General features: G+C 71.8%; 14 protein-coding genes, 1 pseudogene and 1 riboswitch. Of the genes and pseudogenes, 8 read left to right on the top strand and 7 right to left on the bottom strand.

Annotated features, from left to right (window positions below; genetic code table 11):
- Window positions 1–424, bottom strand: a pseudogene (locus tag VIG79_RS03565) (phosphoglycerate dehydrogenase); the annotation flags it as partial.
- Window positions 421–1548, bottom strand: coding sequence for a phosphoserine transaminase (serC, locus tag VIG79_RS03560; protein ID WP_331882245.1), 1128 nt, complete (start codon window positions 1546–1548; stop codon window positions 421–423). The gene serC and the pseudogene VIG79_RS03565, both read right to left, overlap by 4 nt.
- Window positions 1549–1687: 139 nt before the next feature.
- Here serC and VIG79_RS03555 point away from each other — a divergent pair, with 139 nt between their 5' ends.
- Together VIG79_RS03555 and VIG79_RS03550 are read left to right on the top strand one after the other, a co-directional pair.
- The gene (locus VIG79_RS03555) at window positions 1688–2527 is read left to right on the top strand and encodes a hypothetical protein (protein ID WP_331882242.1); all 840 of its coding nucleotides are present in this window, start codon (window positions 1688–1690) and stop codon (window positions 2525–2527) included.
- A gap of 182 nt (window positions 2528–2709) precedes the next feature.
- A complete protein-coding gene (locus tag VIG79_RS03550) occupies window positions 2710–3327 on the top strand; it encodes a pentapeptide repeat-containing protein (RefSeq protein ID WP_331882240.1) in 618 nt (205 codons plus the stop codon).
- Here the strand turns inward: VIG79_RS03550 and VIG79_RS03545 are convergent.
- On the bottom strand, window positions 3317–3859 hold the full coding sequence (locus tag VIG79_RS03545) for a hypothetical protein (protein ID WP_331882237.1): 543 nt from the start codon (window positions 3857–3859) through the stop codon (window positions 3317–3319). The genes VIG79_RS03550 and VIG79_RS03545 overlap by 11 nt on opposite strands.
- A gap of 71 nt (window positions 3860–3930) precedes the next feature.
- Here VIG79_RS03545 and pdxH point away from each other — a divergent pair, with 71 nt between their 5' ends.
- The 5 genes from pdxH (at window position 3931) to VIG79_RS03520 (ending at window position 9004) form a co-directional block, all read left to right on the top strand.
- Window positions 3931–4647, top strand: a complete 717-nt coding sequence (pdxH, locus tag VIG79_RS03540; protein WP_331882234.1) for a pyridoxamine 5'-phosphate oxidase — start codon at window positions 3931–3933, stop codon at window positions 4645–4647.
- Between the two features lie 367 nt (window positions 4648–5014).
- Entirely contained in the window at window positions 5015–6229 is a 1215-nt protein-coding gene (locus VIG79_RS03535; protein ID WP_331882231.1) for an MFS transporter, read from the top strand.
- 18 nt (window positions 6230–6247) lie between these two features.
- Window positions 6248–6943: a metal-dependent transcriptional regulator gene (locus tag VIG79_RS03530; RefSeq protein WP_331882229.1), complete on the top strand. Its 696-nt coding sequence runs from the start codon at window positions 6248–6250 to the stop codon at window positions 6941–6943.
- A gap of 185 nt (window positions 6944–7128) precedes the next feature.
- A riboswitch (cyclic di-AMP (ydaO/yuaA leader) is annotated at window positions 7129–7342 on the top strand.
- Window positions 7343–8167, top strand: a complete 825-nt coding sequence (locus VIG79_RS03525) for a C40 family peptidase (RefSeq protein ID WP_331882226.1) — start codon at window positions 7343–7345, stop codon at window positions 8165–8167.
- A gap of 111 nt (window positions 8168–8278) precedes the next feature.
- The gene (locus tag VIG79_RS03520) at window positions 8279–9004 is read left to right on the top strand and encodes a DsbA family oxidoreductase (RefSeq protein ID WP_331882224.1); all 726 of its coding nucleotides are present in this window, start codon (window positions 8279–8281) and stop codon (window positions 9002–9004) included.
- Here the strand turns inward: VIG79_RS03520 and VIG79_RS03515 are convergent.
- Together VIG79_RS03515 and VIG79_RS03510 are read right to left on the bottom strand one after the other, a co-directional pair.
- A complete protein-coding gene (locus tag VIG79_RS03515; protein WP_331882222.1) occupies window positions 8985–9359 on the bottom strand; it encodes a VOC family protein in 375 nt (124 codons plus the stop codon). The two genes, VIG79_RS03520 and VIG79_RS03515, sit on opposite strands and share 20 nt — an antisense overlap.
- Before the next feature lie 4 nt (window positions 9360–9363).
- Entirely contained in the window at window positions 9364–10368 is a 1005-nt protein-coding gene (locus VIG79_RS03510; protein ID WP_331882219.1) for an alpha/beta fold hydrolase, read from the bottom strand.
- A gap of 157 nt (window positions 10369–10525) precedes the next feature.
- Between VIG79_RS03510 and VIG79_RS03505 the strand changes: the two genes are divergently transcribed.
- Entirely contained in the window at window positions 10526–10705 is a 180-nt protein-coding gene (locus tag VIG79_RS03505; protein ID WP_331882217.1) for a YegP family protein, read from the top strand.
- A gap of 27 nt (window positions 10706–10732) precedes the next feature.
- Here VIG79_RS03505 and VIG79_RS03500 read toward each other — a convergent pair whose 3' ends face one another.
- Both VIG79_RS03500 and VIG79_RS03495 read right to left on the bottom strand, forming a co-directional pair.
- Window positions 10733–11662 carry a hypothetical protein gene (locus VIG79_RS03500; RefSeq protein ID WP_331882214.1) on the bottom strand — a complete coding sequence of 310 codons (930 nt, stop codon included), beginning with the start codon at window positions 11660–11662 and terminating at the stop codon, window positions 10733–10735.
- Window positions 11663–11698: 36 nt separating this feature from the next.
- Window positions 11699–11863, bottom strand: coding sequence for a hypothetical protein (locus tag VIG79_RS03495; RefSeq protein WP_331882211.1), 165 nt, complete (start codon window positions 11861–11863; stop codon window positions 11699–11701).
- Between the last annotated feature and the right edge of the window lie 54 nt (window positions 11864–11917).

The following is an 11917-nucleotide window of genomic DNA, read 5'->3' as shown; positions in this document are numbered from 1 at the left end:
GTGTCTTCTCGTAGAGCTCCACCCCGGTGAACCGGGAGCGCTCCCAGGCGCCACCGGTCAGTGAGGCGTGCGCCTGCGGGACGTTGCGCGCCAGCGCCAGCAGCAGCGCCATCGTGTGCTCCGCGGCGGTGATGACGTTGGACTCGGGCGCGTTGGCCACCACGATGCCGCGCTTGGTCGCCACCAGGACGTCGACGTTGTCCACCCCCACCCCGGCGCGGCCCACCGCCCGCAGGCGGGTGGCCTTGGCCAGCAGGTCGCCGTCCAGCTGGGTCGCCGAGCGGATGAGGATCCCCTCGTACTCGCCGATGCGCTGCTCGAGCTCGGCGCGGTCCCAGCTCAGACCGAGGTCGACCTCGAAGTGCTCGCGCAGCAGGCCGACTCCGGAGTCGCCGATCTTCTCGGCGACGAGCACGCGCGTCATGACCGCTCCAGGACCCAGTCGACGCACGCGGTGAGCGCCTGCACGTCGGCGGGGTCGGTGGCAGGGAACATCGCCACCCGCAGCTGGTTGCGGCCGAGCTTGCGGTAGGGCTCCACGTCGACGATCCCGTTGGCGCGCAAGGCCTTCGCCACCGCCGCCGCGTCTATGGCCTCGTCCACGTCGATGGTGCCCACCACCAGGCTGCGCGCGGACGGGTCGGTGACGAACGGGGTCGTGTATGCGGTGTGCTCGGCCCACGAGTACAGCCGACTGCTGCTGTCCGTGGTCCGCTTCACCGCCCACTCCAGGCCGCCCTGCTCGTTGATCCACCGCACCTGCTCGGAGAGCAGGGCCAGGGTGCCGACGGCGGGCGTGTTGTAGGTCTGGTTGAGCCGGCTGTTGGAGATCGCCGTGGGCAGGCTGAAGAAGTCGGGCACCCACCGGCGGGACGCCTCGATCTCGTCCACCCGTGCGAGCGCGGCGGGGGAGAAGGCGGCCAGCCACAATCCACCGTCGGCGGCGAAGCACTTCTGCGGGCCGAAGTAGTAGACGTCGGCCTCGGTGACGTCGACCGGTAGGCCGCCGGCGCCCGAGGTCGCGTCAACGAGGACCAGCGCTCCGTCGTCGGCGCCCTCGACCCGACGGACCGGTGCCATCACCCCGGTAGACGTCTCGTTGTGCGGCCACGCATACACATCGACCCCGGCCTCGGCGGTCGGGGAGGCCAGAGTTCCCGGCTCGGCCTTGACGATCGTCGAGTCGCCGAGGAACGGCGCGCCCTGCGTCACGGATCCGAACTTCGCCGAGAACTCCCCGAAGCTCAGGTGCTGGGCGCGCTCGCGCACCAGGCCGAACGCCGCGATGTCCCAGAACGCGGTCGACCCGCCGTTGCCCAGGACGATCTCGTAGCCCTCGGGCAGCGAGAACAGCTGGGCGAGACCCTCGCGGACGTTGCCGACCAGCCCGCGCACCGGCGCTTGGCGGTGGGACGTCCCCAGCACCGTGCGGCTGAGGGAGGCGAGGTAGTCGACCTGCTCGGGACGGACCTTGCTGGGTCCGGAGCCGAACCGGCCGTCCTGGGGCTTCAGCTGCGCGGGGATGGTCACGGGTGCTGCGTCGGTCACGCGCTCATGATCCCAAAGGCCTCCGCACAGCCCGGCCACGGGTCCGCCACCTGGACTCGACCCGAGCCGGGAACACCGGGGCTGGTGCGCACGTTTGCAGGTGTGTAATCATGTAATCAGGCTTACGAAAGGGGCTCACATGAACACCACACCACAGGACGCACCCGGTCCTCAGGACGGCCCGGGCCACCGTCACGAACACCACGAACATCACGAGCACGGCGAGCACCATGAGCACGGCGAGCGCCACGGCGGTCGTGAGTCCCGCGAGGAGCGGGACGAGCGGCGCGGCGGCCGGCGCGGTGGCCGGCGCGGTCCCGGCGGCCCCTTCGGCCCCGGCTTCGGGCCTGGCCCGTTCGGCCCCGGCGGACCGTTCGCCCAGGGCTTCGGTCCCGGCTTCGGTCCCGGCTTCGGTCGCGGTCGCGGCCGGCGCGGCGGCCCGTTCGGTCGCCCCGGCGGCTGGCAGCAGGCCGACCTCCCGTCCGCCGATGACGCGACGGACTGGTTCGCGGGGCGGCTGCCCTCCGGCTGGTTCGTCGGCGCACCGACCGTGAGCGTCGACCGCGAGGAGATCATCGTTGTCGGTGAGCTCCCGGCCGTGGAGGCCGGCGAGGGCCAGTCCTCCGCCGCGGCGGCCGAGGGCCGGATCGCCCGCTGGCGCGAGGAGACCCGCGACGAGCGGATCGCCATCGCCCAGGAGGCGGAGTCCCGCTACGGCCGCAAGGTCGCCTGGGGCGCCTCGATCGGGGAGCACTCCGACCTGTTCACCCACCAGGCGGTCCCGGTCATGACCCGGCTCCGCCAGCCGCAGCGCATGGTGCTCGACACGCTCGTCGACTCCGGCGTGGCCCGGTCGCGGTCCGAGGCGCTCGCCTGGGCGGTGACCCTGGTCGGCCAGCACGCCGACGAGTGGCTCACCGACCTGCGCAACGCCATGGCCGAGGTCGACAAGCTGCGGTCCGAGGGACCGCAGGCCTGACCCTCACCGCGTCACCCGACGGCGCCGTATCCCCGCTGGGGGTACGGCGCCGTCTGCCGTCCGGCTCGACTGGCAGTCGAGCACCTCGGCTGACGGTATGCGGGCAGCCAAGACGCTCGACTGCCAGTCGAGCCAGGCGGGGTTGCGTCGACGCGACACCGGAATGCGGCAGACTCCGCGAGGTGGCTGACGCGCATACCGACTTCGCCGACGAGGCGCTGGAACCCGACGGCGTGTACGACGAGGTGAGGTTCTCCGGGACCGACCTCCTCGGCGCGGACGCGGGGGGCGCCCGGTTCCTCGACTGCCTGCTCGACGGCGCCGACCTCACCGAGGCCCACCTCAAGGACACCCACTGGACCGACTGCCGGTTCGAGCGGGTACGCGGCGTGGGGACCGAGCTGGTCGAGGCGACGCTCCAGGACTGCGAGTGGCTCGAGCCGCGGCTCGGGGCCGTCGCCGCCTACGGGTCGGGCTGGCGCCGGGTGACGGTCCGCGGCGGGAAGGTCGACTACCTGAACCTGCGCGGCGCCCGGCTGCGGGAGGTGCGGTTCGAGGACTGCGTGCTGCTCGAGCCGGACTTCGCCGACGCGACGTTGACCGACGTGACCTTCGACGGCTGCGTCCTCACGACGGCGCAGTGGAGCAAGGCCACGCTGAGCAAGGTCGACCTCTCCGGAGCGCGGTTGGTCGCGCCGCAGGGTCTCTCCAGCCTGCGTGGAGCCACCATCGGCCGGGTCCAGCTCATCGAGCTCGCCGACGCGTTCGCCGACCAGCTCGGCATCCGCGTCAAGGACTGAGCGGCCGGTCCTGCGGGGTCTCGGGCTCCTCGGCGTCCTCGGCGTCCTTCTTGTCGACGTCCTTCTTGTCGACGGCCTTGTCGTCGACGGCCCTGTCGTCGTCGCCCTTCGCGGCGCCCTGGTCGTCGCCCTTCGCGGAGCGACGCCGGGGGACGTGGACCTTGGAGACGGTCTTCTTCCGCGCCGCGCTGGCCCGCTCCTTGGGCGACGGGAAGTCCTCGGGTGGGCGCCGACGGTCGAGGTCAGCGTGCTCGACCAGCTCCCCCAGCGGTACCCCGATGTCCGGGTGCTCCGACACCGGCTTGTCGCCGCTGTAGACCACCCAGACGGTCTGCTCGCCGTGCAGCAGCTGCAGGACGGACCCGGCGCGGACCGAGGCCGCTTTGGTGACGGCCAACCGTCGTTGTCGCGACGCCTCGACGCGCGTCTTGGCGAAGTCGGTGGCTGGGCCGCGGACCTCGCGGACGACCGCGGCGATGTGCGGTGCGTACTTGACGCCCTTGCTCGCGCTGAAGATGACGACCTTGGTCATGCCCACAGGAACCTCCCGTACCGCTGGCTCGATGCCACCCTAGCCTTGGAACCAGACCGAAAGGGGCACGCATGACCGCCGTTCATCGCGTCGACTACGCCGGCGAGGGCCTCGGCGAGGCCGAGCTCGCGCCGACCCCGTGGCAGCAGGCTCGTCGATGGGTCGACGAGGCCGACGCCCGGGCCGAGTCCGGCGCCGACGTTCCGGAGCCGCGGGCCCTCTCGGTCGCGACCGTGGACGCCTCCGGCGCGCCGAACGTGCGCACCGTCCTCATGCGGTTCTTCGACGAACGCGGGCCCGGGTTCGTGACCAGCCGCGACTCTACGAAGGGCATCGAGCTGGCGCACGACCGCCGCGTGGCGGCCGCGCTGGTCTGGCCGGCGATGTACCGCGCGATCCGGTTCCGCGGGGTGGTCGAGGAGGTCGGCGCCGACGAGGTCGGCGAGTACTGGGCCTCGCGGCCGTGGGGCTCACGGATCAGCGCGTGGGCGTCGCGCCAGTCGCAGCCGACGAGCGGGCGGGAGCAGCTCGAAGCGGAGTTCGACCGGTATGCGACGCAGTTTCCCGACCACGGTCGACCGGACGACGTCCCCGTCCCCGAGTTCTGGGGCGGGTACCGCCTGCGGTGCCAGGAGGTCGAGTTCTGGGCGGGCCGGCGCAACCGGCTGCACGACCGGCTGGTCTTCACGTCCGTCGGCGCCGGCGGAGGGGCGGCGGCGCAGGACGTGGTCGCATACCCGGGCCTGGACGACCCGGCGGCATGGACGGTGCTGAGACGCCAGCCGTGAGCCGAACGATCACCGATGTGGACCGGCGACTGCTGCAGCTGTGGATCGGAGGACGAGCCGGGTGGGGGGACGGACAACCCGTGGGCGCCGGCGGAGAGCCGGCCGCACGCTGGACGGGGCGTACTGACCCACGGGCTGCAGCGACTGCGGTGAATTGCGATCGCGCGTCCGATGCTGACCGAAGGTGGTCAGCGGAACGGCTGCGCTACCGCGCAGTCACCTCACGTGTCCGATAGGAATGCACTATCTGACCACCTCCTTTCTCGTGTCCTTGGACGGTAAGCCGGGACGACCCGTCGCGCAACGGGTTACCCGCACAGCGAACGCCGCCGCCGGGCTCTCGAACGCGTCTCCTTAGAGTGACGAGGTGGTCGAGACGGTCCGGAGCCTGCGCAGCATCGCGCTCCCGGCCTACGGTCCGACCGCGCTCGGCTCGATCGGCACCGGGGCCGTCCTGCCGGTCGTCGTCCTGTCCGCTCGGGCGCTCGGGGCCGAGGTCAGCGTCGCGGCGTTCCTGCTCTCCCTCATCTGGATCGGGCAGCTGGTCTCCGACCTGCCCGCGGGCGCGCTGGCCGCCCGGATCGGCGAGCGGAACGCCCTGGTCGTGGCCTGCGGCGTCGAGGCGCTCGGCATGGTCGGCTGCGCCCTCGCCCCGAACCTCGTCGTCCTCGGCGCCTCCCTCAGCCTGCTCGGCGTCGCGTCGAGCATCTTCGGGCTGGCCCGCCAGGCGTACCTGACCGACGTGGTACCGGTCCACCTGCGCGCCCGCGCGCTGTCCACGCTCGGCGGAGTCAACCGGATCGGCATCTTCATCGGCCCGTTCGTCGGCGCCCTCGTCGTCGCGCACTGGGGCGTCAGCGCCGCCTACGTCGTCGGGTTCGTGTCCTCGTCGGCGGCGCTGCTCTGCGTGCTGCTCGTTCGCGACATCACCTCCGGACACGACCACCGGCAGGGTATGCCGCGCCGCTCGGTCGCCGGGGTGCTCGCCGAGCACCGGCACACCCTGATGACCCTCGGCGTCGGCGTGCTGTTCATCGCGGCGGCCCGCGCGTGCCGGATCGCCCTGATCCCGCTGTTCGCCGAGTCGATCGGACTGAGCGCCGCGCAGACCAGCCTGGTCGTCGGCATCGCGGGTGCCGTGGACATGCTGCTGTTCTACCCGGCCGGCGGGGTCATGGACCGCTACGGCCGGATGTGGGTCGCCCTGCCGAGCATGGTGATCCTCGCCATCGGGATGGTCCTGCTGCCGTTCGCCCACTCGTTCGGGTCGTTGACCGCGGCGGCCGTCGTCCTCGGGCTCGGGAACGGCATCGGCGCCGGTCTGGTGATGACTCTCGGCGCGGATGCCTCGCCGGCCGACGCGCGGGTCCAGTTCCTCGGTGGGTGGCGGCTGATGGCCGACCTCGGCAACGCCGCCGGGCCGGCCGCCGTGAGTGCGATCACCATCGTGTTCCCACTCGGCGCAGCGGCCGTGGCGATGGGCGCCGCAACGCTGGTCGGCGCCGGCTGGCTCCGGGTGTGGCTGCCGCGCTTCGACCCGATCTCCCGGAGGTCGCCGCCCCGCGGTCGGTCCTCACCCTGAGATGCGAGGATGCACAGTGTGACCGATCTCATCGATACGACGGAGATGTACCTCAAGACCATCTTCGAGCTCGATGAAGAGGGGATCACGCCGCTGCGCGCCCGCATCGCCGAGCGCCTCGGACACTCCGGCCCGACGGTCTCGCAGACGGTCGCCCGGATGGAGCGCGACGGGCTGATCCACCTCGCCGACGACCGCCAGCTGCAGTTCACCGAGCGTGGCCGGACGCTGGCCACCCGCGTCATGCGCAAGCACCGGCTTGCCGAGCGGCTCCTTGTCGACGTCATCGGTCTCGAATGGGAGTTCGTCCACGACGAGGCCTGCCGCTGGGAACACGTGATGAGCGAACGCGTCGAGCGTAAGATCCTCGCGCTGCTCGCCGACCACCACAACTCCCCTTACGGCAACCCGATTCCGGGCCTCGACGAGCTCGGCGAGGAGCCCGGTGAGGACTTCCGGGCGGGCGTCTCGACGCTGCTCGAGCTGGCCGGCGACGAGCCGCGGTTGGTTCGCGTGCGCCGGATCGGCGAGACCGTCCAGGTCGACCACGAGGCTCTCTCGCTGCTCACCGTCGCTGGTCTGCTCCCGGGCGAGCAGGTCGCCGTGCGACGCCACGACAACCGGATCATCGCGGTCCGGGACGGCGCTGACGAGGCCGACGGGGTGTCCCTGCCGGAGGGCGTCGCGACCCACGTCTTCGCCGCCGCCGTCTGACCGACCGAACCGCCGCCGGCCCCCGACAGCGACGTCCCACGGACCGAGAACGTCCCGACGTTTTTGTGGCTGTTCCGTGACCTCGGCGTGACATTTCAATCACCGCTGTTGTAGGGTCTGGGCACTCGGTCTCCCTTGGGCCGAGGTCCTGGTAGGGAATCGCCTAGTCCTGCCACCGCACCGGGAATCAGCACTCACCACACATGGCAGGAGCGGGGGAACCACATTCCGGGCGTCGCGAGACGTCCTTGGGGTGAAGTTCCCTTTCGTATGCAAGGCCCTTTTTCCCGCCCCACCAGGCGGCCAGAGTGGCCCCAGTACGAAGGGCACCGGGTGACACACGACACACCTCCCACCCGAACCCGACAGCTCACCTCGTAGGCGTCCGAGAGGTCAACTGTGGCTCAACACCTGGGTCGGCATCGCGCGCCTGACTACAGCCCACTGTCCGAGATCGCCGACATCGCGGCCCGTTCGGCGCAGCCCGCCATGAAGGTGTCAGCCGTCGCCGTCGCCTCCGGTGGCCTCGTCGCGACGTTCGCGCTCCCCGCTTCGGCCGCCCCCGGCCATGAGGACTCCGCCGTCACCACCGCGGCCGGTGCTCCCGTCTCCACGCTTCCGCAGATCGCCGGTCAGACCGTCGCCGTTGCGGCGCCCGCCGTCGACAACGCGGTGGCGCCGACCTTCGGCGTCGTCGGGTTCACGGTCCAGCCGGCCGCGGCCGCGGCCCCGCAGGCCCTGACCATCACCAAGGTCGCCCAGGCGGCCCCGGCCGCTTCGCCGGCGGCTGCTCCGGCCGCCGCCCCCACGACCCGCGCTTCGCGGACCACGACCCGCACGGCGGCTCCGGCTGCTGCTCCGGCGGTCAACGCGGCCCCCGCTCCCGCAGCGACCGGCGGCATCATCGGCATCGCCGCGAGCCTGTCCGGCATCGCCTACCGCTACGGCGGTACGACGACGGCCGGCTTCGACTGCTCCGGCTTCACCGGCTACGTCTACCGCCTCGCGGGCAAGTCCATCCCGCGCACGGCGGCCGCGCAGCAGGCTGCGGCGACGAAGGTCTCGAACCCGGCCCCCGGTGACCTGATCTTCTTCGGCTACCCGGCCTACCACGTGGGCATCTACGCAGGCGGCGGCATGATGTACGACTCGCCGCACACGGGCTCGAGCACCGGGCTGCACGCCATCTGGACCCAGAAGGGCGTCAGCTACGGTCGTTTCTGAGCAACCGCCTGACGGTCGCCCGACCACTCGCGCCATCGGCCCCTGCCCTGTTGGGTGGGGGCCGATGCGTTGCCCAGGCGGCCGACACCGGGCAGTGGCAGGATGGACGCGATGACAGGTTCTGACCTCGGCCCGGCTCACGGACCACCCGAACCGGCCGTCGTCCTCGATGTGTGGGCCGACGTCGTGTGCCCGTGGTGCTACATCGCCAAGCACCGGCTCCGCCGGGCCATCGACGGCTGGAACCGGCCGCACGAAGTGCTCGTCCGGCACCGCGCGTACGAGCTGGACCCGGGGATGCCGAAGGGCCGTCCGGTACCCGTCGCCCGCTACCTCGGGGAGAAGTACGGCGGCGGCGAGCAGGCCGGCGTGGCGATGTCGAGCCGTGTCGCGCAGATCGGGGAGCAGGAGGGCCTGCGCTTCGACATGGGTCGCGCGCTGAAGGTCAGCAGCTACGACGCGCACCGCCTCGTCGCCCTCGCGCGGGAGATGGGCGGGCCGGCGCTCGAGGACGCCGCCCTCGAGCGGATGTTCTCGGCGCACTTCGCCGAGGGCCTGGCCATCGACGACCGCGACACGCTGCTCCGCTGCGCGGCCGAGGCGGGCATGGACGAGCGGCGGGTCGCCTCGGTGCTCGCCGACGACACCTACGGCGACTACGTGCGCGAGGACGAGGAGGAAGCCCGCGCCCTCGGGGTCACCGGGGTCCCGTTCGTCGTCGGGAACGGCCGCGTCGCCGTCTCCGGCGCCCAGCCCGTCGAGGTGTTCCTCGAGCTGCTCCGGGTCGCCGCCCAGCCTCCGGAGGCGGCGGCGGTCGTTACATCGTCAGCACACTGAGGATGTTGCCAGCCGGGTCGGTGAACCAGGCGATGGCGCCGTCGCCCTGACGTTGGACGCCCTTCGGGTCGGTCTCGAACGGCGTCCCCTCGTACCGCTCGAACTGCACGCCCCGAGCCGTCAGCTCGTCGACGGCTTGGTCGATGTCGTCGACGGGGAAGTTGAGGATCGTGTAGGTCGCCGGCACGTGGCCCGGCTTCGGGTAGACGAGCGTGTCGCGGCCACCAGCGAGATGCAGCGTCAGCATGCCGTTGTCTTCGGTCACGTCGATGCCCAGGGTGTCGCCGTAGAACGCCTTGGCGGCGGCGATGTCGGGCACGGCGAAGCCGCTGAAGGCCTTGGTCTCGCGGAACATGGGGTCACCTTCCGGTTGGTGGTGGGCGGTTCGGTGCTGGGGGGTCGAGCCAGTCGGCGATGATTCCGGCGACCAGCTCGGGGTTCTCCAGCATGGGGGCGTGGCCGAGGTCCGGCACGATCTCGACGGTCCACTCGGGGTTCTCGGCGGCCAGGGTCCGTGCGGCGGCGACCGGGACCAGCCGGTCCCGTTCACCGTGGACGAGCAGCACCGGGGCCTCGAGGCCGTTCAACAGCGCGGCATACCTGCGCCCGCGCTTGAGCACGCGCAGGATCGAGCGGGCGGCTCCGAGGTACGCCCCCTGCGCCTCGGGCGCGTGCTCGCGCCGGTAGGCGAGGAGCTCGACGCCGGCATCGATCACCGCAGGGTCGGCGCGGGTCGGGTCGGCGAAGCAGAGGTTGGTCGTGTCCATGACCCGCTGTCGGTCGCTGCGCGCGCCGACCCTGCGAACCAGGGCCTCTCCGACCCGCGGGATTCCGTAGACGAGGAAGGTTACCGCCACCTGACGGTCGGCGTCGCGCCGGCGCGTGGGGATGGACGGGTCGAGCAGGACGAGTCGCGCCACCAGCTCGGGATGTGCCGCCGTCGCGAAGATCGAGACCATGCCGCCCATCGAGTTCCCCACGAGGACGGCAGGCTCGCCGACGACGTCCCGCAGGAACGCGGCGAGCAGGGTCACGTTGGCGGACACGGTGCTCTCCCGCTCGCCACCTCGGGTGAGCCCGAACCCGGCGAGGTCGAGCGCGTACACGCGGCCGTGCCGTCGCAGCTGCGGGCCGAGCAGCACAAAGTTCAGGTGCGAGCCGCCGAGCCCGTGCACGAGGACCAGCGGCGTATGCGGGCCATCGCCGTCGCGTGGCTCAGGACCGCCGAAGTCGACGTAGTGCACGGGCGGGAGGTCGGGCCCGAGGTCGGCCACCTGCGCGGCGCCGCCCCACCGGGCGGCGAGGGACAGGGGCGGGGCGGTCGACCCGCCGGTGCGCTCGTCGGCGGGGTACGGGGCGGTCACCCGACGCATGCTAACCGGGGTCCCCGGGAGGTTTTCGAGCGATGCGAAGAACCACGTGGGGTGAGTAGGCGCGCCTGCTGGGCCAGGGGTACGAACCCTCCTAGGGTCGGTCCCGTCAGACGCAGGAGCCGCGCACGTCGAGAAGAGGGGTGCCGCCATGGCGGGCAAGTTCGAGCTCTACAAGGACAAGGCCGGCAAGTTCCGGTTCCGGCTCAAGGCCAGCAACGGCCAGGTCATCGCCGTGGGCGAGGCCTACGAGACCAAGGCCAGTGCGGCCAAGGGGATCGAGTCGGTCCGCAAGAACGCCGGCGACGCGACGGTCGACGACCAGACCTGATCCGCCGATGCTCGGGGTTCCTCGCGGTCAACCGCCCGCGAGGGCCAGCAGTCGTTCCGTCGATACGCAGGACACGAGGCAGCGCTCCTTGCGGTTCTCGGTCAGCGCCGCGGTCCAGCCGGTGAGGCCGCCGTCCCCGACCTCGACCGGCCCGTCGGGCCCGGACACCTCGAGGCGGAGGGCGAGGTCGGTGTAGTACCCCTTGGCCCTGGTCCGGTCGGGCGCGTCGACGACCGCCATCCGAGGTATCTCGGCGAGGGCAGGTCGAACCCGGTCGGCGAGACGGTCGGCCAGCACCGGGCTCCACGCCGAGATCTCGATGGTCGTCTCCAGCTCGGGTACGGCCTCGGCGATGACGGCCTGCCAGGTGCGCAGCTGCCGGACGAGCAGGTCGGCCTCGGTCGACCCCGAACCTTTGTCGCGGGCGCTCGACACGAGGGTGAGCAGCCGGAAGTGCGCCGAGGCGCCACCCATCGTCTGGGTCCGGAGCTGACGATGGCCGGCGGCGAGGTGCACCTCCTGCTCGGAGGACTGGGCTCGCCGCCGGCGCGCGGCTTCGACCGCCAGGGTGGTGGTCGAGTCGCTGACCACCTCACTGCCGCGCGCGGTGGAGACGATGCGGTCCTGGCCCATGCCGGCAAGTGCCGCGCACGTCCCGAACGGGGTGACCGGGGACAGCTCGAGGGCGTCGAAGGCCGTCGGGACGCGCTGCCAGAGGCGTGCTTCGAGAGCAGCGAGCGCGCGCGGGTCGGACGTCGAAGGCCGCACCAGCCGGTCCGACTCCCAGCGGCGTCGCACGTCGGCGGCGGTGATGCGCTCCGCCCGGTGCGTCAGCACATCCGCGAGGAGGGTCTGCAGGTCACTCGAACCCAGGGCGCCGATGGCCTCACGAGCTCCGTCGGGAAGCGTGGACCAGACGCGAACCGTTGCAGGGTCGCGAGGTGGGGAGCCGGACATGGCGGAACCCTAGTGACGTCCGGACACGCACAACCCCTACCGGATCCCGGGAGTTGCGGCCGTCGCCGTCTCGAGCATCAGCGCATGATGGCGAGAGCGATGCCCGTCGTGACCAGGGATCGACGGGACGAGGCCCCAGATGAGGGCCTTGACGTAGCGGCTGGAGTCCACGGCGTGGCTCCGCGCCTCGCTCGAGTGCACGCACATCGGGATCAGTCCGAAGAGCCCGAAGAAGAGCGTTCAGATAGGTCGCCG

The organism is Lapillicoccus sp. (genome assembly GCF_036559105.1).
Classification (GTDB): domain Bacteria; phylum Actinomycetota; class Actinomycetes; order Actinomycetales; family Dermatophilaceae; genus Lapillicoccus.
Note: the sequence above shows the minus strand (reverse complement) of the source record. Positions and strands in the feature narration are given on the sequence as shown.